This window comes from Enterobacter cloacae complex sp. CDL013 (assembly GCF_049238805.1).
Lineage (GTDB): Bacteria > Pseudomonadota > Gammaproteobacteria > Enterobacterales > Enterobacteriaceae > Enterobacter > Enterobacter hormaechei_C.
This window is the reverse complement of sequence record NZ_JBMKGT010000002.1, coordinates 507,070-532,344: the sequence shown is the minus strand read 5'-3', so window position 1 is coordinate 532,344 and position 25,275 is coordinate 507,070. Positions and strand designations below refer to the sequence as shown.

Genomic DNA, 25,275 nt, shown 5'->3' with positions numbered 1-25,275 from the left:
GGCGTTGTGTGATTAAGCCTTGTCGCGTTTTTGCCTTTTATTAGCAGGCTGAAGCTCGTCTTCACGAAAAGCCTCCCGCTTAATGCCGTATCCATCATGCCACCGACACTCCACCATTCCGCTGGAATACCCGGTGACGATCATGCCTGGACCACCATTTTTAGGCTTAACTTCATCACTGATCAAAAAGACCATACCTGCCTCCTGTATCAGGGTGAAACGTTTTCAATTTAGACGAGGAATAGTCTTTTTGCACCCGGGGTCAGCAATAATTAATGCGATTTCCCGCGTACTTTTTCAACCAGCTTAACAACGGCTACCACAATCAGACCGACGATAAAGCCCAGCACGAGGTTAAGCAGTGTGGGCAGGATCGCAGCGACTACCGCTCCCTGGCCTGACGCAAAATGTTCAATCATGTGATGCAGCGAAGCAACACCGTGCACGATAATTCCGCCGCCGACCAGGAACATTGCCAGGGTTCCCACCACGGATAAGGTTTTCATCAGCCACGGCGCTACCACCAGCAGGCTTTTCCCGATGCCGCGCGCAATTGCGCTGGATTTTTTTTCCAGCCAGAATCCGATATCGTCCAGCTTGACGATCAGCCCGACCAGACCATAAACCCCTATCGTCACGAGGATCGCAATGCCGGACAGGATCAGCACCTGGTTCATCAGAGGGGCTTCTGAGACGATCCCCAGCGTAATCGCCACAATTTCGGCCGAGAGGATGAAGTCAGTACGGATCGCGCCTTTGACCTTATCGCGCTCGAACGTTTTTGGATCCTGCGCGGCCAGCGCTTCCAGACGCTGCTGGCGCATTTCCGGGGTGTCTTTCTCTTTGCGTGCAGCGAACATATGCAACACTTTTTCGGCACCCTCGAAGCACAGGAACGCCCCGCCAATCATCAGCAGGGGCGTAATGGCCCAGGGTATAAAGGCGCTAATCAGCAACGCCAGCGGAACGAGGATCACCTTGTTAATAAAGGACCCTTTCGCTACGCCCCACACCACCGGCAACTCACGGTTCGCCCGCACGCCGCTGACCTGCTGCGCGTTCAACGACAAATCATCTCCCAGTACCCCGGCGGTTTTTTTCGCCGCCAGTTTTCCCATAACCGAAATGTCATCCAGCAAGGTGGCGATATCATCCAGCAATGTTAATAAGCTACTTCCTGCCAAAATCTCTATCCTTCTTTTTTTGCTAATTAAGTGAATAGTATGGAACAAAACTCACCGCCCGGAAACAGGCACCTCACGTCAACAAAAATTTCACATTAACTACACAATTAAAGCACTCGCCAGCCCGATAGTTTTGGCGTTAACTATGAGCGAACTTTTTATTTCGTCGTGAGGGACTATGCGTTTTCGGCATTTATTACCGCTCATTGGAGCACTCTTTTCTCTTTATATCATCTGGGGATCCACCTATTTTGTCATTCGTATAGGCGTGGAAAGCTGGCCCCCGCTGATGATGGCCGGTATTCGTTTCCTTACGGCCGGCGTGCTGCTGATGGCATTTTTATTGCTACGCGGCCACAGGCTACCGCCGCTGCGTCCCTTGCTTAACGCCGCCCTGATTGGCCTGCTGCTGCTGGCGGTGGGCAATGGCGCGGTAACCGTCGCCGAGCACCAGAACGTACCGTCGGGCATCGCCGCCGTGGTCGTCGCGACCGTGCCGCTGTTTACGCTCTGCTTTAGTCGTCTCTTCGGGATCCGCACCCGTAAGCTCGAATGGCTGGGCATCGCGATTGGGCTTGTGGGTATCATCCTGCTGAACAGCGGCGGTAACCTGAGCGGGAACCCCTGGGCTGCCGTTCTGATCATGATCGGCTCCATGAGCTGGGCCTTCGGCTCGGTCTACGGTTCCCGCATCGAGCTGCCTTCCGGGATGATGGCGGGTGCCATTGAGATGCTCGCGGCAGGCATTGTGCTGCTGATGGCCTCCGCGTTGACGGGTGAAAAACTGACGGCGATGCCAGACCTTTCAGGTTTCCTGGCCGTCGGGTATCTGGCGCTGTTTGGCTCCATTATCGCCATTAACGCCTATATGTACCTGATCCGCAACGTCTCACCGGCGGTTGCCACCAGCTACGCCTACGTTAACCCGGTGGTGGCCGTGCTGCTGGGTACCGGTTTTGCGGGCGAAGTGCTGTCGACGATTGAATGGCTGGCGCTGGGCGTGATTGTCTTTGCCGTGGTGCTGGTCACGCTGGGTAAATATTTGCTGCCCGCGAAACCGATTGTTACGACGTGTGAGGTGGAGAAACCGTGATCGGGTGAATGCCCTGGGTATCGATCTGCGCGGCCTGACCGCCGCCGCAGATCCACTCTTCCAGCCGCTCCGTCAGTTCCACGTCATTCAGCTTCATTCTTCCGCGCAGCGCGCACTCCCAGACAATCATCACCCGCCAGCCCTGAGCGTAAAGCTGCGAAACATCGCGTTTATCACGCTCGACGTTCCTGCCAATTTTGTCCAGCCAGAAGTCGGTGCGTGTCGCCGGGACTTTAAACAGATAGCAGTCATGATGATGCCAGAAACAGCCGTGGGTAAAGATGATGCACTGGTACGCGTCGATGACGAAATCAGGACGCCCGGCAAGCGTGGCATCCTGAACCCTGAATTCAAACCCGACGGCGGTCAGGAGGCCCGCGATCCGTTTTTCGATCGCGGTATCACGCGTGCCGATGGCACGCATGTTTTTACTGCGCGTGGCCTTATTGTGAACGTCCGCCATTGACGGCCTCACTCTGACGAAGCTGAACGGCCTTGCTGATACGTGAGGCCAGCAGTTTAGCTACGGCGGCAAAGGCGGGCACTACCACCGAGTTGCCAAACTGACGATAGGCCTGGGTGTCCGACACGGGGATGCGAAAACTGTAGCCCTGCGGCGTCTCAAAGCCCATTAAGCGAGCGCACTCGCGCGGCGTTAAGCGCCGCGGTCGGTGCTGTTGGTTTTGTGGATCGTCGAAATCTTTTTCGCCCAGCGCCTTATCCCAGCCCCGATCGATAAGAATTTCCGCGCCATCTTTGTAATAGCGCGCCGACAGCGTACGCGTCACGCTGTCAGGATTAAGCGGATTGACCATGCCAAACCCAAAGCCATTGCCTTTGGCCTGATGCTTTTTGGCATAGCGATAGAGGTATTTCCACAGCACCGGGGTCAGAATGAATTTCGCATCGACGGCCGGCTCCAGCAGATCGGCCACCGTCGGGCGGCGCGCCGGATACAGCGAAGGCAAATCACGCAGCGTAAAATCGCCTTTTAGATTGAGATCGCGGCGGAAACCCACCAGCACGATGCGTTCGCGGTGCTGTGGCAGGAAGTGTTTGCCGTCGATAATTTTCGGATCGTCCGGCCCCATATCCTCTGCATCCGCCACGTCGTAACCCAGTTCATCCAGCGTTTGCATGATAATGCGGAAGGTTTTTCCGCCGTCATGACTCTTTAAATTCTTGACGTTCTCCAGCACAAAAATTGCCGGGCGGCGGGCATCAATAATCCGGGCAACGTCAAAAAACAGTGTGCCCTGCGTATCACAGGCAAAGCCGTGTGCGCGTCCCAGCGCGTTCTTTTTCGACACGCCAGCCAGCGAGAACGGCTGACACGGAAAGCCTGCCAGCAGCACATCGTGCGCCGGAATGGTATTGCGAATGTGTTCGGCGGCCTCTTCATCGCTGACGCCAGTTTTGTGGCTCAGCGTGACATCACGAATATCCGCGTTGAACTGGTGCGCGTCGGGGTCGCAATACCAGTTGGCTTTATAGGTACGGACGGCATGTTTATTCCATTCACTGGTGAACACACACTGCCCGCCAATAGCTTCAAAGCCATGGCGAATGCCGCCGATACCGGCAAAGAGATCGATAAAGCGAAAGGCATAATTCGGATGCGCAGCAGGAGGACGCGGCAGCAGGTTGCGCAGATAACGGAACTCGCCGTCGCTCAGGCGGTGCCCTGCCCTGTCGCTTATCAGCAACCGCTTGAGTATCGCCGGGCTCCAGTGACTCTCGCCATGGGCCACCAGCTGGTTTGCCAGCGTTTTAGCATCATACATTTCCAGCAGCTGACGCAGGAGTGCCTGCACGGCTGCCGTTGATTTCTCAACCCGCTCAGGCGCGGGCACAGTCACTGATCGATTTTCCTGCATTCTCTTAACCGGACAATAAAGACAGAAAACAGAGTACCACAGTTCAGGATCGCACACTGCGACGGAAATGGGTCAATATCTGGCTGTCGGTTCCGAGGTAATCGCCCTGTAATTCGGCACTCAGCTTCGCCATAAACTGGATCAGAAAATCGGCATTGTGACGCGCAAGTTTGCGCCCCCGCGCGGTTTGCATAGTGTCCGGCAGGCGCAGGAGTTTGGTCTGAAAGTGGTCGAGCGCGAAGGCTTTATCATCCAGCGCTCGTGTTCCGGCGAACGGGTCGTCGGCATCAAACAGCGCGGCGCCCAGCGCACCGGAGACGGCAAAGACGCGCGCCAGGCCGATAGCGCCTAACGCCTCCAGCCGGTCGGCATCCTGCACAATTTTGGCCTCCAGGCTTTGCGGCGCGATACCGGCACTGAAGCTGTGCGCTTCAATAGCATGCTCAACGGCTGCATAACGATCCGGCGGAAAATCAGGAAAGTCGCGACTGAGGATCTCGCGCGTTTTTCGCGCTGCCAGCCGCGAGGAGTGGCTACGTTCCGGGTGATTTTTCGGCAGGCTGACAATGTCATGGAAGTAGCATGCGGTCAACACAACCAGCGGATCGCTATCCTCGTCAGCCATAATACCCTGCGCCGTCATCCAGACGCGGCGAAAATGGGCGATATCGTGCGCCGCATCATCAGTAAAATGATTTTCGTATAGCCAGCGCTCATAACGGTGCTGCCACTGCGCAAGTTCCATCATCCCATCCTGTTGCTCAAAAGAGAGTGAATTATAATACATCCGAATCAAAATCTTTAATAAATAGAATTACGAAATACTTAATAATAATTACCCGCTATATTTTCAATTAATTAATTCACATGAAAAATAAAGAGATAAAAAGAAATATTTTGTAATATTTTTACCAGTTTAATTACATTTATTTTTGAACCTAAACAATAATCCATAGAATAGTATCAGCCATGTAGTTACGGAGGGTAATTACATATATTCAGACAATTTATATTTAAAGGGAATATATAATGAAAAGAAAAGTTCTGGCAATTCTCGTACCCGCGTTATTAATGGCTGGCGCAGCAAATGCAGCGGAAATGTATAACAAAAACGGCAACAAAGTTGACCTGTACGGTAAGGTTGATGCGCGTCATACCTTCTCCGACAACCCAGGCGACGACGGCGATGAAACCTATGTACAGGTGGGTTTCAAAGGCGAAACGCAGATCACGAACGACCTGACAGGTTACGGCCAGTGGGAATATAAAACCTACGCTAACGATACCGAAGGCGCAGGCGACACCTCTTTTAACCGTCTGGCCTTTGCTGGCCTGAAATACGGCGAATATGGCTCATTCGATTATGGCCGTAATTACGGCGTCGTGTATGACGTTGAAGCCTGGACAGATATGCTGCCGGTATTTGGTGGCGACTCCTATACCTGGACCGACAACTATATGGTTGGCCGTACTAACGGTGTGGCGACCTACCGTAATAATGACTTCTTCGGTCTGGTCGACAGCCTGAACTTTGCGCTGCAATACCAGGGTGCTAACGAAGGTGCTAACGCAAACGAAAATCAGGAAGGCACCAAAAACGGTCATGATGATGTTCGTTTCCAGAACGGCGACGGCTTCGGTATGTCTACCACCTATGACTTCGATTTCGGCCTGACGCTGGGTGCGGCTTATTCTTCCTCTGACCGTACTAACGACCAGGTCGCTTACGGCGCTGGCACCTATAACCGCTTCAGCAAATATGCTGGCGGTGAACGTGCGGAAGCGTGGACAATCGGCGCTAAATACGATGCTAATGATGTCTATCTGGCCATGATGTATGCGGAAACCCGTAACATGACTCCGTACGGCAACGATGGCATCGCCAACAAAACCCAGAACTTTGAAGCCGTAGCACAGTACCAGTTTGACTTCGGTCTGCGTCCATCCCTGGCGTGGGTCTATTCTAAAGGCATCGATTTGGGTGGTAACGATTATCATCCAGGCAATGGTTATGACTATGTTGACCAGGATCTGGTTAACTATATCGACGTGGGCATGACCTACAGCTTCAACAAGAACTTCTCCACCTACGTTGATTATAAAATCAACCTGCTGGACGAAGATGATGCCTTCTACAATGACAACGGTATTGCTACCGATGACATCGTTGGCATCGGTATGATCTACCAGTTCTGATCCCCATAAATAGCAAAGCCCGCAACGCGGGCTTTTTTATTTGACGCTGAAATGTTATGGCGCTTCCTGCAAGGCCAGGCGAACAAACCCGTTATTCTGCGCCAGCAATTCATGCGCTTTCCAGGCATTCAGACCCGTCAGCACCATCAGTACCGCCGTTTTGCACTGGTGGTTACAGCTTTCCAGCGCGGCCTTCGCCTGCGCCCGGCTACATCCCCCCGCTTCCATCACAATGGCAATTTGTCGTTCGGCCCATCTGGTGTTGCTTGCCTCCAGATCAACGCGCAGGTTGCTGTACACCCGTCCTGTCCGTACCGCCAGACCGGTGGTGATCATATGCAGGATCATGCTTTGCGCAATGCCTGCTTTAGCGTTGGTATACCCGGCCACCACATCCGCGCCCAGATCGGGAGCAATGACCATACTCGCCAGCTGCGCCGCTTCACTTTGCGCATCCTCAGTAATGAGCGCAACCGTTGAGCCCAGAGACCACGCATGACGCATCGCGCCCCAAACCCATGGCGTTTTGCCGCTGACGGACAGCGCCAGCATCATGTCATGCTCGCCAAATTCTATCGTCTGAAGGTCGGCAACGCCGCGCGCGTAGCTTCCGGCGTTATCACCTGCTGTTAACGCAATGACGGGGTGTTTGCCCGGCGCAAACGCTTCTGCCGCCTGCTCAGCCATGCGTCCGGACGCGCCCGCGCCGGTCAGCACCAGACGTCCGCCGTGGCTAAGCGTCGCCGCCGCGTTATCCACCACGCGGGCCAGCATACTTAAGTGTGGGGTAAGTGCAGAAGAGATTTGCGCGTCATCCTGGTGTATGACGTTAAGCATATCCAGCGTCGATAATCTGTCGATGTTCATCGTGCTGGCGTGCCGTCTTTCCCTGGCCGTACCGGTAAGCATAATGCTCATAAACTGCCTCCTTATTATGAGTACCCACACACTATAAAGTGTTTTATATAGGTCACCTGAGAGGAGGCTCACGAAACGCCTCTCTTTACATGGCTTTATGAAACGCCCGTCATCAGCGATAATTAGCCCTTTCTTTTTCATCGCGGAGTGTTAATGAGCGATTTGCAGCCCTTCCCCCCGACGCGCAAGCGCCCTATGAAGCTGAATACGCTGGTTACGCTGATGGTGTGCGCGATTATCGGCTCGGTGCTGCTGGTGGTCTTCGCGCTCTACTCTGTGCAGATCACCCGCGCCACGCGCGATGACGTGAAAGATACCGCGCTGGGTATCGCCCGGACGCTGGCCGACAGCCCGGAGATCAAGCGTGGCCTGATGGAATCGCCGCAGGCTGGCATCATCCAGCCGATAGCCGAGGCGGTGACGAAGCGCAACGACTTGCTGTTTACCGTGGTCACCGACCTGCGTGGGATCCGCTATTCCCATCCAAACGAAGCGCTGTTAGGTTTGCATTTTATTGGCGACGATCTGACGCCCGCCCTGGAAGGGAAAGAGAACGTCTCCGTTAACCGCGGTGCGCTCGCGGAAGCGCTGCGCGTCTTTACCCCCGTGTATGACGACCAGCACGACCAGATCGGCGTGGTGGTGGTGGGTATTTCGCTGAATAAAGTTGAAGATCAGATTGCCCGCGGGCGGCTCAACGCCGTGTGGACCATCTTATTCAGCGTTCTGATGAGCTCGGTGGCGATATGGGGTCTGGTCCGGGTGCTGAAGCGTATCCTATTTGGGCTGGAGCCTTACGAGATCTCAGCCCTCTTTGAGCAGCGCCAGGCCATGTTGCAGTCCCTGCGCGAAGGCGTGATGGCCGTGGATATGCACGGGCGCGTGACGATGATTAACCACACCGCCAGAGAGATTTTGCTCCTGAGCTCGGGTGAGCACTCCGAGAGCAGCGGCGAACCACTGCTGGCCAGCCTGCGGGAAGTGGCGAAAACCGGCATTGCTCGCCAAGATCAGGAGATCGGCTGTAACGGACGGCTACTGCTGTGCAACATGGTCCCCGTGAAAAGCCAGAATCAGGTGATCGGGGCAATCAGCACCTTCCGCGATAAGACCGAAATCAGCCAGTTAATGCAGCGTATCGATGGCATGGTCAACTATGTTGATGCCCTGCGCTCCCATACGCATGAGTTTATGAACAAGCTGCACGTGATCCTCGGCCTGCTGCACATGAAGCGCTACGATAAGCTGGAGGAGTACATCATCCAGACCGCGCAGAATTATCAGACGGATATCGGCGCGATACAGCGCAAAGTTAAATCGCCGGTCATTGCGGGTTTCCTGCTGGGTAAAATTAACCGCGCCAAAGAGGCTGGAGTGACCCTGACGCTGGCGGAGGAGAGTCAGCTTCCTGACACCGCCAATGAAGAGCAGGTTGCGGTGCTGATCACCGTGCTGGGCAATTTAATCGAAAATGCCCTGGATGCGATGGAAGGCCAGCCGGAAGGCGAGATCGGCCTGCTGCTGCATTATCAGAACGGCTGGCTGAGCGGTGAGGTCAGCGATGACGGTCCCGGTATTGATCCCGAGCGGCTGGAGGCTATTTTTACAAAGGGCTACTCAACAAAAGGTGAAAACCGCGGCGTTGGGCTGTTCCTTGCGCGTCAGCAGATCCAGAATCTGGGCGGAGATATTACCGTCGAGTCTGAACCTGGCGTATTTACCCAATTTTTTGTTCAGATCCCCTGGGATAGCGAGAGGAATATCGCGTGATAAATGTGTTAATTGTCGATGATGACGCCATGGTAGCCGACCTCAACCGTCTGTATGTTAACCGCGTTGAGGGTTTTAGCTGCTGCGGCGTCGCTTCCACGCTCAACCAGGCCGAGGCGTTGATCGCCAACCCAGGCCAGCCGATCGATCTGGTGCTGCTGGATGTCTATATGCAGCAGGATAACGGGCTGGATCTGCTGCCCATCATTCGCGCGTCGGGCCGCCCGATTGACGTCATCATGATCTCGTCGGCCTCCGACGCCGCAACAATCCAGACGTCCATGCACTATGGCGTGGTGGATTACCTGATTAAACCGTTCCAGTTCCCGCGTTTTGAAGAGGCGCTGAACGGCTGGAAGGCAAAGCGCAACCTGATGGGATCGCATCAGTATTATGAACAGGCCGACGTCGACAGGCTGATCCACGGCGGCGCGCCGGAGCTGGCTGACAGCAAAAAATTACCGAAAGGCCTAACGCCGCAGACGCTGCGCACCATTTGCCAGTGGATCGACAGCCATCCGGAGATAGAATTTTCCACCGACGATCTGGCGAATGCGGTCAACATTTCCCGCGTCTCCTGCCGCAAATACCTGATCTGGCTGGCGCAAATTAATATCCTGTTCACCAGCATTCATTACGGCGCTACCGGCCGACCGGTATATCGCTACCGTTTGCAGCCGGAACAGGTCGGACTGCTCAAACAGTACTGCCAGTAATTCGGTAGCTGTCGTCCAGAAGGGTAAAACGGAAGTGGTGCATCGAGGAGATCACCACTTCTTTTGTTTTGGTGACAAAAATGGCTTCAATATCGGGGCGCGAACGCAGCGCGGCGCAGCCCTTTTCCACACCCATGCCGTAGATCAGCGTGGTCCAGATATCGCCGTCGAGAGAGTCTGGCGAAATAATCGTCACGCTGTCCAGTTCGTTATCCAGCGGGTAGCCGGTGCGCGGGTCAAGTATGTGGTGATAACGTTTGCCGTTCTGCTCGAAATAGCGCTCATAGGTGCCTGACGTTACCACCGACCGGTTCTCTACCGTCATAGCGCCAATCAGTGCGTCACCGGCGAACGGTTTTTTCAGGCCGACGCGCCAGCCGCCCTCCGGCGAACCTAACGTCTGGACGTTGCCGCCAAGGTTGATCAGCCCAAGTTCAACGCCCTCTTTATGCAGGTGATCCCGCACCCTGTCGGCGATATAGCCTTTAGCAATAGCACCCAGATCGATCTCCATTCCCTGGCGAGTAAGAAACACGCTGCTATTGGCTTCATCCAGCACCACGTCCGCAGGATCCGTGATGCCCATCAAGGCGGCGATCTCGTCCGCGGGCGGTACCGCGTCCCCCTTAAAGCCAATTTTCCAGCATTTCACCAGCGGGCCGATCGCCAGGTTAAAGGCGCTGTCTTTAAGCAGGCTTGCCGCTTTCGCGCAGCGGATCAGCTCAAACACCGGACGACTGACGGCAACCGGATGCTGACCAGCCGCATGGTTGATGTCCATTACCTGGGAGTGCGCACGGTTAACGGTGAGCAGATCTTCGTACTGTTTGATCAGGCGAAACACGCGGGAGGCAAGCGCTTCGTCATGGGAAAAGAGTTTCAGGAGGATGGGCGAGCCCATCAGAACGGCGGAGTAGCTGTAAACGCGATGGCTATCAGGCATTGCATGAGTCCTCAGGTGTAGCCCCGGCAGGCACCGCGCCGCCGGGGAAACAGGAGCCTTACCGTGTTTTCGAACGCATAGCCGCCTGATGTCCTGCAAGCGTACCAAAAATAATGATATCTGCCACCGCATTACCGCCGATGCGGTTACCGCCGTGGATGCCCCCGACAACCTCACCCGCAGCAAACGCTCCCGGCAATACGTTGTGGTTGCTGTCCAGCACGCAGGTATCGGTATTGATGGTCACGCCGCCCATGGTGTGGTGAACCCCTGGTGCAATCTGAATGGCGTAGAACGGCCCTTCGTTGATTGGCGCACGCAGCGCGGTGGTACGTCCAAAGTCGTCATCGTGCTGTTTCTCCACAAAGACGTTGTAGCGTTCCAGCGTTGCCAGGAACTGGTGGTGATCCATCCCCAGCGCTTCCGCCAGGGCTTTTGGCGAGCTGGCGCTGGTAACAAACCCTTTCGCGATGTACTCATCCGCGGCTTTATTTTTGACGCGAACATGCTCGTCAAAGACGATGTAAGCGTATTTCTCCGGCAGCGCGATGATTGACGCCGAGACTTTATCGCGGGTCTCCATTTCGTTAAAGAATCGGTTCCCCTGTTGATTGACCAGAATCGCCCCGCCGCCGCGGATGGATTCGGAAATCAGATACGACGTTTTCTGCTCAACGGTTGGGTGGATCTGAATTTCGCCCATATCCACTGTGCCCGCACCGATACGCTCCAGCAGCGCGATACCGCCCCCGGTCGCCCCTTTGTGGTTAGTGGTAACGAACCCTGCAAGATCCGGACGGTATTTCACCACCATCTGGCTGTTGGCGCTGAAGCCGCCCGTTGCCACAATCACGCTTTTGGTTGCCACGGTGAGGGTTTCGTTCTCTTCGGTGGTCAGACGCACGCCGGTCACTTCGCCATTTTCGAAAATGATGTCGCTCACGGAGGTATCCAGCATCACCTCGATGTTGCGCTTGTTGACGTTACGCACCAGGCCGCTGATCAGATACCCGCCCACTGCGGAACCGTCTTTCGGACGGTGCGTACGGTCGATGCTCATCCCGCCGGTGGTGGTGATGTCGTTCAGCATAATGCCGCGCGTGGCCAGCCATTCGATAGCCTGCGGCGCGTTCTCGACAAAGCGACGCAACAGTTCAGGGTTGTTCTTATTGCCACCGCCTTTCAGGCTTTCCTGGTAGAACAGCTCTTTGCTGTCCTGAATGCCCTTCACGCGCTGGAAGCGGGTCTCCGCCGCGTTCATCCCGGCAGAGGCTTTAATGGTGTTCCCGCCAATAGTCGGCATTTTCTCAACGATCAGCACGCTCGCGCCTTCGTCGTGAGCCTGAATCGCCGCCGCCAGACCGGCGCCGCCGCTGCCGACCACCACCACGTCCACGCTTTTAGTCTCATTCGGGTCAGCGCCCTCTTCTGCCGCCAGCGCTTTGCTGGATTTCAGCATCGCCTTCGAGACCGCTTTTTTCACCGCCTCGCTTTGGCTGGTCGCGCCGGTGATAGCATCCACGTGCGGAGTGTTGGCATCAAGAATTCGGGTACGGATCTCTTCGAAGCTGGTGACAAACTCGACGTCTTCACTCGGGCCGGAGGCCAGTTCGATATCGGCAATACGATCGGTTTCGAGGCTGACGTTAATCACCAGTTCGTTAGCATCGTCCTGCACTTTTTCAATAAAGGTGCCCGGTTTGAATTTAGATTCGCCCATGCTCATGTCGCGGATCATCGCTTCCACCAGCGAGAAGCGCCACAGCGGTTCCGGGATGCTAAGTTCTTCGCGTCGGGTACTGTCCATAAACAGCTCCAGGCTTTCGCCCGCCGCGATGCGATCGGTCCAGTCCGGATAGGCGATGGTGGCACGACCAACGGCAATCAGGTCGTAACCGTGATCCAGCGCTTCATTCACATCCGTGGCATTCACCACGCCGCCAACGCCCATCACCGGTACCTGAGCCAGCGTGTCTGAGCGCATGGCGCAGTATTTTTCGATAAGTGGCGTCGGGTCCTGAGTATCGACGATAGAAGGACGCAGGGCGGCGCCAAGGGAAAAGTGGAGATAATCCACCCCGCGCGCGGCCAGTTTTTCCAGCAGATACAGGGTATCTTCGAAGCGAATGCCCGGGACTTCCAGCTCTTCCGGAGAGAAACGGTAGCCAATGATAAACGCGTCGTCCGCGCACTGGCGCACCATCTTGTGGGTAATGTCCAGCACCGCCAGCGGGAATTTCGCGCGGTTTTCGCGGCTGCCGCCCCACTCGTCGTCGCGCTGGTTGGAGTTCGGGGAGAAGAACTGCTGGATCAGATAGGTATTCGCCCCGTGGATTTCGACGCCGTCGAACCCGGCCTGAATTGCGCGGCGCACGGCTTCGCCAAACTTGCCGATCATGCCTTCCACCTCTTCCGCGGTCAGGGCAACCGGCGTGGCGGCACCGTCACGCGGCGCGGCAACGGCGCTTGGGCCAACCGGCGTGCGACCGCCGATCAGTTTTGGGTCGACCATACGGCCGCCGTGGTAGATTTGCAGCACGGCTTTGGAGCCTTTTGACTTGATGGCGTCAGCGATTTTTGCCAGCCCGGCGATTTTCTCGTCGTTATCAATGCCAATTGCGCCCGGGAACGCCAGGCCGAGATCGTCAACAAAACAGCACTCAACGATGATGGTGCCGATGCTGCCCGCGCGGGCGCGGTAGTACTCCACCAGCTCGCTGGTCACGGTGCCATCGTAATAACCGGTACAGGTTGTCATCGGGGCCATTAACAAACGGTTTTTCAGTTCAGTACCATTCGGTAATGTGAAGGGGCTTAAAATACGTTCGTTAGTGCTCATAATAGAAACTCCAAACTTTAAAAATTAAGAATTCGTTATCGGGATGATTTTTTTATTTCGTGTCTTTTGCCGATGTCATGATAGTAATATAAAGCTTTTTTTAGTTTCTAAAGCCATTACGTTAGTTAATAAACTATTTAATCCCTTCGATAACATTAATAACACATTGGTGTTAGCGGGAATGTTTCACTCGTTCACAATAATTTAAAAAAAGTTAAATCACAAAAGGTCAAACCAATACACCACAACTATCAAAAAACCAAATAAAACAACAACAAGCAAAAGCACCAAAATTTAAATGTTATAGTTTTGATACATAAAATGCGTAAAATCAGCGAATAACCACACTACTCAGAGTGGTTATTATAAAAAATATAAAAATAGCCATTCAGTTCCGTTTTTTTGATCGTGATCAATAGTTATGGCATTCAAAAGAGCAATATAAAAACATCATCATTTTTTATTTGGCGCAAACAAAAATGCGTTAAATCGCTATTACTGAAAACACAAAAACGCACCTTAAATAACTAAAAAAAGCAAAACGAATAAAGCAATCGAATTTGTGTTTTCGCTGTACGACGAATTTTTGACAACTTAAGACGTGAAACTATGAAAACAAAAACTGCTGTAACGCCTCCTGCGGCGAATCTGGCATCAAATGGAACAGCAAAACGCCTGCTGATGATGGCCCTGCCCGTCATTGTTGCCGTCCTGCTGTTGTTTGTTCCCGTTCCGGACGGGCTGCCGCCTTATGCGTGGCACTACTTCGCCATCTTTGTCGGCGTCATCGTCGGGTTAATTTTCGAACCGCTGCCGGGCGCCGTGATCGGTCTTACCGGCGTCGTGGCGATTGCGCTGTGCAGCCAGTGGGTGCTCTTTAGCCCGGAACAGCTGGCTGACCCAAAATTCAAGCTGGCGGGCGCCTCCTTTAAATGGGCGGTCAGCGGGTTTGGTAACTCCACCGTGTGGCTGATCTTCGGTGCCTTTATGTTTGCTGCGGGCTACGACAAAACCCGCTTCGGTCGCCGCCTGGCGCTGATTCTGGTGAAGTACCTGGGCCGTCGCAGCCTGACGCTCGGTTACGCCATTACGTTTGCGGACCTGCTGCTGGCCCCGTTTACCCCGTCCAATACCGCGCGCAGCGGTGGGACCATCTACCCGATCATCGCCAACCTGCCGCCGCTGTACGGTTCAAAACCCAACGACCCAAGCGCGCGCAAAATCGGTTCGTATCTGATGTGGGTGGCAATTACCGCGGCCTGTATCACCAGCTCGATGTTCCTTTCCGCTCTGGCACCTAACCTGCTGGCGCTGGCGCTGGTAAAAAGCACGGTCGGAATTGATATCTCCTGGGGGACCTGGTTCCTCGCCTTCCTGCCGCTGGGTATTCTGCTGATCCTGACCATGCCGCTGCTGGCTTACTGGTTCTACCCGCCGGAAGTGAAGGTAAACAACGAAGTACCGTTATGGGCGACCCGTGAACTGGAAAAACTGGGCAAACTGTCGCGCAATGAGATCCTGCTGCTGGTGTTCGTGTGCTGTGCGCTGCTGATGTGGATCTTCGCCGCCGCATGGATTGAGCCCGCGATGGCTGCCCTGCTCATCGTCGGCCTGATGCTGTGGACCGGCGTGCTGGAGTGGAACGACATCACCGGCAACAAAGCCGCCTGGAACACCTTCGTCTGGTTCGCCACCCTGGTGGCGCTGGCGGATGGCCTCTCCTCCACCGGTTTTATCAGCTGGCTGGGTAAAGAAGGCGGCCTGCTGATGAGCGGTATCTCTCCGGGTGTCGCCACCATCGTGCTGCTGCTGGCGTTCTACCTGCTGCACTACCTGTTTGCCAGCACCACCGCGCACACCACGGCGCTGCTGCCGGCGATGCTGACCATCGCCTCCACCATTCCGGGCATGAATATGGAAGTGTTCGTCCTGCTGATGGTGACCTCTCTGGGCGTGATGGGGATCATCACCCCCTACGGTACGGGTCCAAGCCCGATTTACTACGGTAGCGGTTACCTGCCAACCAAAGACTACTGGCGCCTCGGCACCATCTTCGGCGCCATCTTCCTGGCGGCCCTGCTGCTGAATGGCTACCCGTGGATGTCCATGATGTTCTGATTCCTGACCGCCGGACATATCCTCCGGCGGTTTTATTTTTGTGGAGCAAGCTATGTCAAACAAACCCTTTATTTACCAGAACCCCTTCCCTCTCGCGCATGACGACACCGAATACTATCTGCTGACCAAAGAGCATGTCTCCGTTGCCGAGTTCGATGGTCAGGAAGTGCTGAAAGTGGAGCCGGAAGCCCTGACCCTGCTGGCGCAGCAGGCTTTCCACGACGCCGCGTTTATGCTGCGTCCGTCTCATCAGAAGCAGGTTGCCGCCATTCTTAACGATCCGGAAGCCAGCCAGAACGATAAGTACGTTGCCCTGCAATTCCTGCGCAACTCCGAAATTGCGGCGAAAGGCGTGCTGCCCACCTGTCAGGATACCGGTACGGCAATCATTATGGGTAAGAAAGGCCAGCGCGTCTGGACCGGCGGCGGCGACGAAGCGGCGCTGAGTCAGGGCGTGTATAACACCTATATTGAAGACAACCTGCGCTACTCGCAGAATGCGGCGCTGGATATGTATAAAGAGGTGAATACCGGCACCAACCTGCCCGCGCAGATCGACCTCTACAGCGTTGATGGTGACGAGTATAAATTCCTGTGCATGGCGAAAGGCGGCGGTTCCGCCAACAAAACTTATCTGTATCAGGAAACCAAAGCGCTGATCACCCCGGCGAAGCTGAAAAATTATCTGGTTGAGAAGATGCGGACCCTGGGCACCGCGGCCTGCCCGCCTTACCATATCGCCTTCGTTATCGGCGGCACCTCTGCGGAAGCCACGCTGAAAACCGTCAAGCTCGCCTCTGCGCGCTACTACGATGGCCTGCCAACCGAAGGCAACGCGCACGGCCAGGCGTTCCGCGACGTCCAGCTCGAGCAGGAACTGCTTCAGGAAGCGCAAAACCTCGGCCTGGGCGCGCAGTTTGGCGGGAAATACTTCGCGCACGATATTCGCGTGATCCGTCTGCCGCGCCACGGCGCCTCCTGCCCGATCGGCATGGGCGTCTCCTGCTCCGCTGACCGCAACATCAAGGCGAAGATTAACCGCGAGGGGATCTGGATTGAGAAGCTGGAGCACAATCCGGGCCAGTATATTCCTGAATCCCTGCGCCAGCAGGGAGAAGGCGACGTGGTAAGCATTGATCTGAACAAGCCGATGCCCGACATTCTGGCGCAGCTTTCCGCGCACCCGGTATCCACCCGCCTGTCGCTGAGCGGCACCATCATCGTGGCGCGTGACATCGCCCATGCGAAGCTGAAAGAGCTGCTCGACAACGGGGAAGAACTGCCGCAGTACGTTAAAGATCACCCGATTTACTATGCAGGCCCGGCGAAAACGCCAGAAGGTTACGCGTCTGGCTCCTTAGGCCCAACCACCGCCGGGCGTATGGACTCCTACGTAGACTTACTGCAATCCAACGGTGCGAGCATGATCATGCTGGCCAAAGGTAACCGCGGCCAGCAGGTCACCGACGCCTGCCATAAGCACGGCGGCTTCTACCTCGGCAGCATCGGTGGCCCTGCGGCGGTACTGGCGCAAAACAGCATCAAGAGTCTGGAGTGCGTGGCGTATCCTGAACTGGGAATGGAAGCCATCTGGAAAATTGAAGTGGAGAACTTCCCGGCGTTTATCCTGGTGGATGACAAAGGCAACGACTTCTTCCAGCAGATCCAGAATAAACAGTGCAAAGGGTGCTCACAGCGCTGAGCGTTTCCATAACGCCGGAAGCTGCGACAGCGTATCGTTGATCAACCCGCGCTTGTCACTGCCCGGCTTCCAGATGGTGACCATCGTCTGGCTTATCCCCTGGCTGCCCACTTCGGTGGGCAGCCTTTTTACGTTTTTCCACTGCGTTGCGTGAAGATGGGTCGGCAAAAATCCCCAGCCGCAGCCCTGCTCCAGCAGGCCGCGCAGCATCTCCAGTTCGTTAGTGAAAAGCGTGTGCCCTGAAATTTGCAGGCGACGGGCAACCGGCTCGTCTGACGCGGCATGCATAACCACCTGTGGAACCAGAGAGAGAGCGAGCAGCGACACCGGCGACGCAACCTCCGCAAAAAGCGCCGTTGCGGCGTAAAAATCCATTTCGATCGCCCCCAGCGCCCGCCACTCCATCTCATTGCCCACGCTGCGGTTGCGCGCCTGGCAGATGCCCAGATCGGCCTGACCGCTCGCCAGCATGGCTTCCGCCTCATCGCGCGATGCGCTGGTCAGGCTCAGGCGGATCTTTTTCGTCGCCAGTGTGGCAATCAGCGCCTGTAAAAAAGCTCTTGGGGTGAACGGATCGTAAACGAGGGCAATGTCCTGCGTCGCGTTGTCCGACACCGTACGGGCAAACGCCTCAAACGCTTTGACCTGCCGCATCAGCAGGTGCGCCTGCCGCTGAAGCTGCTCCCCCTCCGGCGTCAGGCGCAGGCTACGCCCCTCCCGCAGGAACAGCGCGTAGCCCAGCCCATCCTCAAGGAAATCGATCAGATCCCGCAGGGTTGTACGATCTTTGCCGAGTTTACTGGCCGCCTTCATCAGGCTGCCGTGCTCAGCGACGGCGGTGAACGCCTCAAGCTGGGCAAAGGAATAGATCAGTGATGCCACGTCATTCTCCACGCGATTTTTCCGGGGGATTTTCCCCCATAACGCGTTTTTTATTATAGGCCTCAGGTTCTTAAACTGAAGTCCTTCCTGAGCCAAACGAGATAAATATGAAAATCAAAACAAACCGCACACTGCTCGCGGCGCTGGTTATCAGCAGCCTGCTCTCGCCCGCCGTCATGGCGGCCTGCAACGGTACCGAACTCACGACCTGTCCGGCGCCTTTCGATGCCAGACTCCCGGACGCACATACCATGCTCACCTGGAGCCAGGCCGATCGCGTGGTGGGCTTTCGCAATGACTACCGCAACTACGCGGGCGATGTGTTCCGCCACGGCAACGCTACGCCACTGCTGCCCGCAGAAAAACCGCTCACCGATGCCCGCTATCAGGTGAAGGGTAAGATTTACAATCTTCAGGATTACCTGAAACGCCAGAACGTCAGCGGCATGCTGGTGCTGAAAAATGGCAAAGTGGCCTATAAATATCTGGGAGAAGGCAATACCGACTCTACGCTCTGGACGTCGCGTTCCGTGGGCAAATCCGTGGTCTCCGCGCTGGTGGGTGTTGCGATTAAAGAAGGGAAAATCCACTCCCTGGACGACCTTGTCACCCAATACGAACCGGATTTAAAAGGCACCGCCTGGGAAGGCGTAACGCTGAAACAGCTCATCACCCACACCTCGGGCGTGGCGTGGACTGAAGATTACACCAACGCGCAATCTGACTTCGCCCGGCTTACCGAATGCGAAGCGAAACCGGGCACCTACGACTGTGTGCGCACCCTGGTGAAGGGGTTACACCGTGAACACCCGGGGGGCGAAAACTGGTCCTATTCCTCGGGTGGCGCCTGGCTGTTAGGCGATGTGCTTGAGCGCGCCACCGGCATGACGCTCGCGGCGTATCTGGAGAAAAGCATCTGGCAGCCGTACGGTATGGCGAGCGACGGCGTGTGGCATGCCTACAGCAAAGGCCAGCACGACGTGGGTGCGCATGGGTTCAACGCCACGCTGGAAGACTGGGGGCGTTTCGGGGAGTTTATCCTGCATAACGGTACCCTGCCGGACGGAAAGCAGATCCTCCCCGAGGGCTGGGTGAAACAGTCCTCAGCCTGGACACAGGCCAAAGGATCGGTGTCCGAGGCGCATCCGAAGGGGTTGTACGGCTACCAGTGGTGGAACAATGAAGTGCCAGCCACCGCCACAAATGTGGAGCCGAAAGTCGAAAATTCGCTGAAGGATTCCCTGTGGGCGCTGGGTATTTTTGGGCAGATGATCATGGTTAATCATAAAGAAAATCTGGTTATCGTCCAGTGGTCCACCTGGCCGCAGGCAGAGCCGTCATTCAGCGCCCAGCCGCTGGAAGCGTCGCTGATGTTTAGCGCGATTGCGAACGCGCTGCGCTGATAATCCCAAGCCAGGCCCCGCCTGGCTTCTCATCTGCGCGGTGTCACAAAACTGATATATCAGCGACTTAGCGAAACGTGGTAAATAAAAGATCATCGAAATGTTAAGTTATTGTTGAATATGTAAATACTGGTCAACGCATTGTCATTAATGCACCACACGCATCGGTTTATGCGCTATTTGCGCTTATTAATTTCCACTTCCTGATCCAGTTTTCAGAAACAGACGAGCATAACGTCGCTATAAAACTGGAGATAATCATGGTTTCCTCAACCTCACCTGCAACGGTTCGTGCGAAAGCGGGCGCGATTTTCCGCGTCACGTCGGGCAACTTTCTTGAGCAATTCGACTTCTTTCTGTTCGGCTTTTATGCCACCTACATCGCCCATACTTTTTTCCCGGCAAGCAGTGAATTTGCGTCACTGATGATGACCTTCGCCGTCTTTGGCGCGGGCTTCCTGATGCGTCCGATCGGGGCCATTGTGCTGGGGGCTTACATTGATAAAGTGGGCCGCCGTAAAGGGCTGATCGTCACCCTGTCGATTATGGCCGCCGGAACCTTTCTGATTGTGCTGATCCCTTCTTATCAGAGCATTGGCCTGTGGGCACCGCTGCTGGTGCTGACCGGCCGCCTGTTGCAGGGTTTTTCGGCAGGTGCCGAGCTGGGCGGGGTTTCGGTTTATCTGGCGGAGATCGCCACGCCGGGCCGCAAGGGTTTCTATACCAGCTGGCAGTCAGGTAGCCAGCAGGTCGCCATTATGATCGCGGCGGCGATGGGCTTCGCGCTGAATGTGGTGCTGGAAGAGAGTGCCATTCGCGAATGGGGGTGGCGTATTCCGTTCCTGTTTGGCTGTCTGATTGTGCCGTTCATCTTTTTCCTGCGCCGCAAGCTCGAAGAGACCGAGGAATTCAGCGCCCGTCGCCACCATCTGGCGATGCGTCAGGTCTTCACAACGCTGCTCGCCAACTGGCCGGTCGTCGTCGCGGGCATGCTGATGGTGGCGATGACCACCACCGCGTTTTACCTGATCACCGTTTACGCGCCGACCTTCGGTAAAAAAGTCCTGATGCTCAGCGCGTCGGACAGTCTTCTGGTCACGCTGCTGGTGGCGGTGTCCAACTTCATCTGGCTGCCGGTGGGCGGCGCGCTGTCGGATCGCTTCGGGCGTAAACCGGTGCTGATCGCCATGACGCTGCTGGCGCTGGCAACCAGCTATCCGGCGCTGACGATGCTGGCGGCAGCCCCGAGCTTCTCAATGATGCTGACCGTGCTGCTGTGGCTCTCTTTCCTCTACGGTCTGTATAACGGCGCGATGATCCCGGCCCTGACTGAGATCATGCCAGCAGAGGTGCGCGTGGCGGGCTTCTCGCTGGCTTACAGCCTGGCAACGGCGGTCTTTGGCGGTTTCACGCCGGTGATTTCGACTGCCTTAATTGAGTACACCGGCGACAAAGCCTCTCCGGGCTACTGGATGAGCTTTGCCGCCGTTTGCGCCCTGCTGGCAACGCTCTATCTCTATCGTCGTCGCACGTTAATCCTGCAAACTGCCGTTAAGGAGTGATCCCTCATGCTTACATTCAGAACGGTGATTGCCGCCCTGACCTTCGCCACCCTCAGCGCGGGCGCGCTTGCGCAGGATGTGACGGTGATGATTTCTGGCGGCTTCAAAGCGGCGCTGGAGAAGCTGACGCCGCAGTACGAAGCGCAAAGCGGCGACAGGCTCATTGTGATCTCCGGCCCGTCGATGGGCAAAACGCCGCAGGCCATTCCGGCCCGGCTCGCCCGGGGCGAAAAAGCGGACGTGGTGATTATGGTGGGCGATGCGCTGGCGAAACTGGAACAGGATCGCAGGACGGCGGCGGGCTCCCGCGTGGAGCTGGCGGATTCGCCCGTCGGGATGGTCGTCAAAGCGGGCGCGCCGGTGCCGGATATCAGTACGGTGCCTGCCCTGCGGCAAACGCTGCTGAAGGCGCATTCCATGGCTTATTCCGACAGCGCCAGCGGCCGGTATGTTGAGAGCCAGCTGTTCCGTAAGCTGGGCATAGACGGCCAGGTCCACGATAAAGCGCACCGGGTTGAGCGTATCCCGGTGGCGTCTGAAGTGGCAAAAGGGAAATACGACCTCGGCTTTCAGCAGGTGAGCGAGCTTCTGCCGGTCCCGGGGGTGACGTTTGTCGGTAAGTTGCCTGACGACATGCAGTACATTACCCGTTTCGCCGGAGCCGTAACGCAGAAGGCCGACCATCCTGAACAGGGAAAAGCGCTGCTGACTTTTCTCGCCTCGCCACAGGCCGCCAGCGTCATTACGGCAACGGGCTTAACGCCCGTCAGTGCACCTCGCGATACTGCTCGGTAATCAGCGTTTCGAGTTCGGCAGCAATATAGGACTGGATCCGACCGCGGCGGCGGATCAGCCCCACGGTTCGCCTGACTTCAGGCTCGGTTAAAGGTACCGACGTCAGCAGCGAATGCTCTGCGCGGGGCATTGACATGGCGGGAACGGCCGCAATGCCGATCCCGGCTTCAACCATCCCCAGCATGGTCGTCACGTGCCGCGTTTCGCAGATGCTGGGGCGCTCAGGCCGAATATGCCCGACCCGCTGGTCGAGAAGATTGCGGTTGCCGGAGGTCTTATCCAGACCGATATAATCCTGCTGATAAAAAGCCTGCCACGTCAGGCTTTTTCTTTTTGCAAGCGGGCTGTCGCGTCGGCAGGCGGCCACGTAGACATCCTCCACCAGCGGGACAAACTCGATGTCGGGCTGCAAACTCCGGGCAAAGCAGATACCAAAATCCGCCTGTCCGCGGGTGACGGCCTCGATAACATTTCCGGCGCTGCTGTCGATCAGTTTTATGCGCACGCGGGGGTAACGGGACTGAAAGCGGCGGATCACATCCGGCATAAAGTAACAGGCGGCTGACGGCACCGTCGCCACGGTGATCAGCCCCGTGCGCTCTTCGCTGGCCTTATCGATATCCGAAAGCATGGACTCCACGTCAGCAAGCAGTTGCCCGCACCGGTCGGCAAAGGTCTGTCCATACAGGGTCAGCGTGACGCGCCGGGTGGTTCTGTCGAACAGTTTTGTCCCCAGTGCCGCCTCCAGCTTTTCAATTCTGCGACTCAACGCCGACTGGGAAAGGCAGATAGATTCTGCCGCAAGACGGAAATTGCCGTATTCCAGTAAAGCGCGGAAGGCATAGAGATCGTTGAGGTCAAAATTGACGGGCATACTGACGGGATCCTTAAGCACGGTAGGGTAAGAAGAGATTTATCATAGCCGCGCACGACATACTTCACAAAATGAAGGGGATACCCCTAAAGCGCTATCAACCTGACGGCACATAGTGATAGTTTATGCGGGCTGGATTCCTCTTAAACAGGCCGCCACTCTGCATGCAGCCGATGAGGAGTGTCATACTGCTTAACAGAGTATGTTGGCATGCTAACAGCCCCTGACCTTTCCATTTTGTTCACGTGCGAGTAACGAGCAAAGCGATGATTAAGTGGCCCTGGAAAACGAACGACGCTGGTCGAAATATGGCGCTCCCCTGGGATGAGGCTCTGGCGATCCCCGTGCTGGCGAATCTCTTGCCTGAAGAGCAATCAAAGCTGATTCAGCTGGCCGAGCGTTTTTTACAGCAAAAACGGCTGGTACCGCTACAGGGCTTCGAACTGGATCCGCTTAAAAATTCGCGCATCGCCCTGCTCTTCTGCTTGCCGGTGCTGGAGCTGGGTATCGAATGGCTGGATGGCTTCCACGAAGTGCTGATCTACCCGGCGCCGTTCATCGTCGATGATGAGTGGGAGGATGACATCGGGCTGGTGCACAACCAGCGTATGGTGCAGTCCGGGCAGAGCTGGCAGCAAGGGCCAATCATCCTCAACTGGCTGGATATTCAAGACTCGTTCGATGCCTCGGGCTTCAACCTGATCATTCACGAAGTGGCGCATAAGCTGGATACCCGTAACGGCGATCGCGCCAGCGGCGTGCCGCTGATCCCGCTGCGTGAAGTCGCGGGATGGGAGCACGACCTGCACGCGGCGATGGAAAACATTCAGGATGAGATCGACCTGGTGGGTGAAAGCGCGGCCAGCATTGATGCCTACGCCGCGACCGATCCCGCCGAGTGCTTTGCGGTGCTGTCCGAGTATTTCTTTAGCGCACCTGAGCTTTTTGCCCCGCGCTTCCCGGCGCTATGGCAGCGTTTTTGCCAGTTTTATCAGCAGGATCCACTCCAGCGTCTGCGGCAAAGTGAGGACGCAGCCAGCACATCCTCTCATCCGTTCCACTAATGTTTAAGGGGTACGATCGGTCGATCGTACCCACACGCTCACCGCGAGAAACAGCAGCGCCATTCCCCATGCGGCAGTAATCAAAAACTGCTCACCGTAAAAGCGCGTCACCACGGGTACCAGCAGCGCGCTGGCCCCGTAGCCCAGCGTATGGCTGGTGGCGATCACCCCTGCGCCTTTGCCCGTCGTCAGCCGATCGTTGAGCAAAAGCTGGTATCCCGGCGTTGCCATGGCGGCCCCCAGCGAAGTGATGACAATGCCCACGTAGAACAGGGCTAAACTGGCGAGAGACATCAGCCCAAGACCCGCCACCATCAGCACTGCGGCAATTAAGAGTAAAACTCTCGGGGTAAAATGCTGCGGGCGTACCACCAGAAACTGCGCCGCCAGGGTCGCCAGGGCGGCCAGACTCAGCAATAGCGCGACATGATGGCTGATTTGCACGACATCGCCATTGAATAACGGATGAAGATGCGGCGATAAGCCAAGCTGCATCAGGCTGACCAGCGCTGCCAGCAGCAGCGCCAGCACCAGGAAAGGCAGCATGGAGGCCTGTAACCGCGTCGACTGGTGCGCCACCGGCGGCAGCGGGGGATCGGCGGCTTCGCGCAGCACCAGCAGCAGCGCGATCAACGGCGCCAGCGCCATCAGCCAGAGCGGTGCGACCGGGCTGACGCCGAGCATCAGCGCGGCAAGAGGCGGTCCCAGCAGACGCCCGCAGCTCAGGCCAGAGCTTATCGTCGCCAGCGCCGCCATCCTTTTATCCAACCCCGCGCGTTGAATGGCCCACGTCTGGGCCGCAGGCACCAGCCCTGATACCGTCAGGCCGTACAGCATGCGCGACAGAACCAGGCCCGCCATTCCCCAGAGGGCATTCAGCGCGCCGTTCGCCATCGCCCAGACTACCAGCGCCATCACGACGAAGCTCGCCAGGTAGCCGCCCAGCGAGGCCAGCATAACGATCTTACAGCCGTGCCGCTCGCTCTGGCGTCCCCACCAGGGCGATGCGGGTAAAAAGAGCATCGAGCCGAACATCAACAGCCCGGCCCAGACGGAGAGCGACAATCCGGTCAGGGAGACCAGCTGCGGCAGCATGACCAGCAAACCGTTTTGTCCAATACCTAATAAACCGGCGCCCAGTGCCAGGGACCAGTTAGCTTTGGGGGCCACAACGTCAGTGAGATTCTCGGTACGGGTGCGCATAAAATTGTGAAGATAATGTCAATAAATGTGTGGAAATTATGAAGTTTATGAAAACAAATATTGCAAAAATAGTTGCCACTGTAAACAGAATGAATATCATAACGAGAATTATTATCAGTCATGGAATGAGGTACAA

General features: G+C 56.2%; 21 protein-coding genes. 10 read left to right on the top strand and 11 right to left on the bottom strand.

Annotated elements, in window-relative coordinates:
- Window positions 1-12: 12 nt before the first annotated feature.
- Together ACOTXD_RS05445 and ACOTXD_RS05440 are read right to left on the bottom strand one after the other, a co-directional pair.
- Window positions 13-195, bottom strand: a complete 183-nt coding sequence (locus ACOTXD_RS05445; RefSeq protein ID WP_003859574.1) for a YodC family protein — start codon at window positions 193-195, stop codon at window positions 13-15.
- Window positions 196-272: 77 nt separating this feature from the next.
- A complete protein-coding gene (locus ACOTXD_RS05440; protein ID WP_003859571.1) occupies window positions 273-1,184 on the bottom strand; it encodes a DUF808 domain-containing protein in 912 nt (303 codons plus the stop codon).
- A 178-nt stretch (window positions 1,185-1,362) separates the two neighbouring features.
- Between ACOTXD_RS05440 and yedA the strand changes: the two genes are divergently transcribed.
- Entirely contained in the window at window positions 1,363-2,277 is a 915-nt protein-coding gene (gene yedA, locus ACOTXD_RS05435) for a drug/metabolite exporter YedA (RefSeq protein ID WP_003859569.1), read from the top strand.
- On the opposite strand, the gene ACOTXD_RS05430 is transcribed toward yedA, so the two are convergent.
- From ACOTXD_RS05430 to ACOTXD_RS05420, 3 genes are read right to left on the bottom strand one after another with little or no spacing between them, the layout of a single operon-like run.
- Window positions 2,249-2,740, bottom strand: a complete 492-nt coding sequence (locus ACOTXD_RS05430) for a very short patch repair endonuclease (protein WP_003859567.1) — start codon at window positions 2,738-2,740, stop codon at window positions 2,249-2,251. The genes yedA and ACOTXD_RS05430 overlap by 29 nt on opposite strands.
- The gene (locus ACOTXD_RS05425) at window positions 2,721-4,154 is read right to left on the bottom strand and encodes a DNA cytosine methyltransferase (protein WP_057979973.1); all 1,434 of its coding nucleotides are present in this window, start codon (window positions 4,152-4,154) and stop codon (window positions 2,721-2,723) included. The genes ACOTXD_RS05430 and ACOTXD_RS05425 overlap by 20 nt, the downstream gene beginning before the upstream one ends.
- A gap of 43 nt (window positions 4,155-4,197) precedes the next feature.
- Window positions 4,198-4,899: a phosphohydrolase gene (locus ACOTXD_RS05420; RefSeq protein WP_061856569.1), complete on the bottom strand. Its 702-nt coding sequence runs from the start codon at window positions 4,897-4,899 to the stop codon at window positions 4,198-4,200.
- A gap of 284 nt (window positions 4,900-5,183) precedes the next feature.
- Between ACOTXD_RS05420 and ompC the strand changes: the two genes are divergently transcribed.
- The gene (gene ompC / locus ACOTXD_RS05415) at window positions 5,184-6,350 is read left to right on the top strand and encodes a porin OmpC (protein ID WP_061856570.1); all 1,167 of its coding nucleotides are present in this window, start codon (window positions 5,184-5,186) and stop codon (window positions 6,348-6,350) included.
- 54 nt (window positions 6,351-6,404) lie between these two features.
- Here the strand turns inward: ompC and ACOTXD_RS05410 are convergent, their stop codons facing one another.
- Window positions 6,405-7,268, bottom strand: a complete 864-nt coding sequence (locus tag ACOTXD_RS05410) for an N-acetylmuramic acid 6-phosphate etherase (RefSeq protein WP_045330355.1) — start codon at window positions 7,266-7,268, stop codon at window positions 6,405-6,407.
- A gap of 153 nt (window positions 7,269-7,421) precedes the next feature.
- On the opposite strand from ACOTXD_RS05410, the gene ACOTXD_RS05405 reads away from it, so the two are divergent.
- Window positions 7,422-9,038 (top strand): sensor histidine kinase, encoded by a 1,617-nt coding sequence (locus tag ACOTXD_RS05405; RefSeq protein WP_032659246.1) that lies wholly within the window; start codon window positions 7,422-7,424, stop codon window positions 9,036-9,038.
- Window positions 9,035-9,754, top strand: a complete 720-nt coding sequence (dcuR, locus tag ACOTXD_RS05400; protein WP_032609598.1) for a two-component system response regulator DcuR — start codon at window positions 9,035-9,037, stop codon at window positions 9,752-9,754. Before ACOTXD_RS05405 ends, dcuR begins: the two co-directional genes overlap by 4 nt.
- On the opposite strand, the gene ACOTXD_RS05395 is transcribed toward dcuR, so the two are convergent.
- Both ACOTXD_RS05395 and ACOTXD_RS05390 read right to left on the bottom strand, forming a co-directional pair.
- On the bottom strand, window positions 9,735-10,697 hold the full coding sequence (locus tag ACOTXD_RS05395) for an FAD:protein FMN transferase (RefSeq protein ID WP_032609600.1): 963 nt from the start codon (window positions 10,695-10,697) through the stop codon (window positions 9,735-9,737). The two genes, dcuR and ACOTXD_RS05395, sit on opposite strands and share 20 nt — an antisense overlap.
- A 58-nt stretch (window positions 10,698-10,755) precedes the next feature.
- A complete protein-coding gene (locus ACOTXD_RS05390) occupies window positions 10,756-13,536 on the bottom strand; it encodes a flavocytochrome c (RefSeq protein ID WP_061856571.1) in 2,781 nt (926 codons plus the stop codon).
- A gap of 609 nt (window positions 13,537-14,145) precedes the next feature.
- Here ACOTXD_RS05390 and ACOTXD_RS05385 point away from each other — a divergent pair.
- Window positions 14,146-15,654 (top strand): anion permease, encoded by a 1,509-nt coding sequence (locus ACOTXD_RS05385; protein ID WP_421766381.1) that lies wholly within the window; start codon window positions 14,146-14,148, stop codon window positions 15,652-15,654.
- 52 nt (window positions 15,655-15,706) lie between these two features.
- Window positions 15,707-17,356 (top strand): class I fumarate hydratase FumA, encoded by a 1,650-nt coding sequence (fumA, locus tag ACOTXD_RS05380; RefSeq protein WP_063132158.1) that lies wholly within the window; start codon window positions 15,707-15,709, stop codon window positions 17,354-17,356.
- Here fumA and ACOTXD_RS05375 read toward each other — a convergent pair.
- Entirely contained in the window at window positions 17,345-18,250 is a 906-nt protein-coding gene (locus ACOTXD_RS05375) for a LysR family transcriptional regulator (protein WP_045896110.1), read from the bottom strand. The genes fumA and ACOTXD_RS05375 overlap by 12 nt on opposite strands.
- A gap of 95 nt (window positions 18,251-18,345) precedes the next feature.
- Here ACOTXD_RS05375 and ACOTXD_RS05370 point away from each other — a divergent pair, with 95 nt between their 5' ends.
- From ACOTXD_RS05370 to ACOTXD_RS05360, 3 genes are all read left to right on the top strand, one after another.
- Window positions 18,346-19,641, top strand: coding sequence for a serine hydrolase domain-containing protein (locus ACOTXD_RS05370; RefSeq protein ID WP_061856573.1), 1,296 nt, complete (start codon window positions 18,346-18,348; stop codon window positions 19,639-19,641).
- A 260-nt stretch (window positions 19,642-19,901) separates the two neighbouring features.
- Window positions 19,902-21,203, top strand: a complete 1,302-nt coding sequence (locus ACOTXD_RS05365; RefSeq protein ID WP_003859542.1) for an MFS transporter — start codon at window positions 19,902-19,904, stop codon at window positions 21,201-21,203.
- A gap of 6 nt (window positions 21,204-21,209) precedes the next feature.
- On the top strand, window positions 21,210-21,998 hold the full coding sequence (locus ACOTXD_RS05360) for a substrate-binding domain-containing protein (protein WP_023324918.1): 789 nt from the start codon (window positions 21,210-21,212) through the stop codon (window positions 21,996-21,998).
- On the opposite strand, the gene ACOTXD_RS05355 is transcribed toward ACOTXD_RS05360, so the two are convergent.
- Entirely contained in the window at window positions 21,970-22,872 is a 903-nt protein-coding gene (locus tag ACOTXD_RS05355) for a LysR family transcriptional regulator (protein ID WP_003859540.1), read from the bottom strand. The two genes, ACOTXD_RS05360 and ACOTXD_RS05355, sit on opposite strands and share 29 nt — an antisense overlap.
- Window positions 22,873-23,138: 266 nt before the next feature.
- On the opposite strand from ACOTXD_RS05355, the gene mtfA reads away from it, so the two are divergent.
- Window positions 23,139-23,936 (top strand): DgsA anti-repressor MtfA, encoded by a 798-nt coding sequence (mtfA, locus tag ACOTXD_RS05350; protein WP_003859539.1) that lies wholly within the window; start codon window positions 23,139-23,141, stop codon window positions 23,934-23,936.
- A gap of 3 nt (window positions 23,937-23,939) precedes the next feature.
- Here the strand turns inward: mtfA and ACOTXD_RS05345 are convergent, their stop codons facing one another.
- Window positions 23,940-25,139, bottom strand: a complete 1,200-nt coding sequence (locus tag ACOTXD_RS05345; protein WP_045350299.1) for an MFS transporter — start codon at window positions 25,137-25,139, stop codon at window positions 23,940-23,942.
- Window positions 25,140-25,275: the final 136 nt, after the last annotated feature.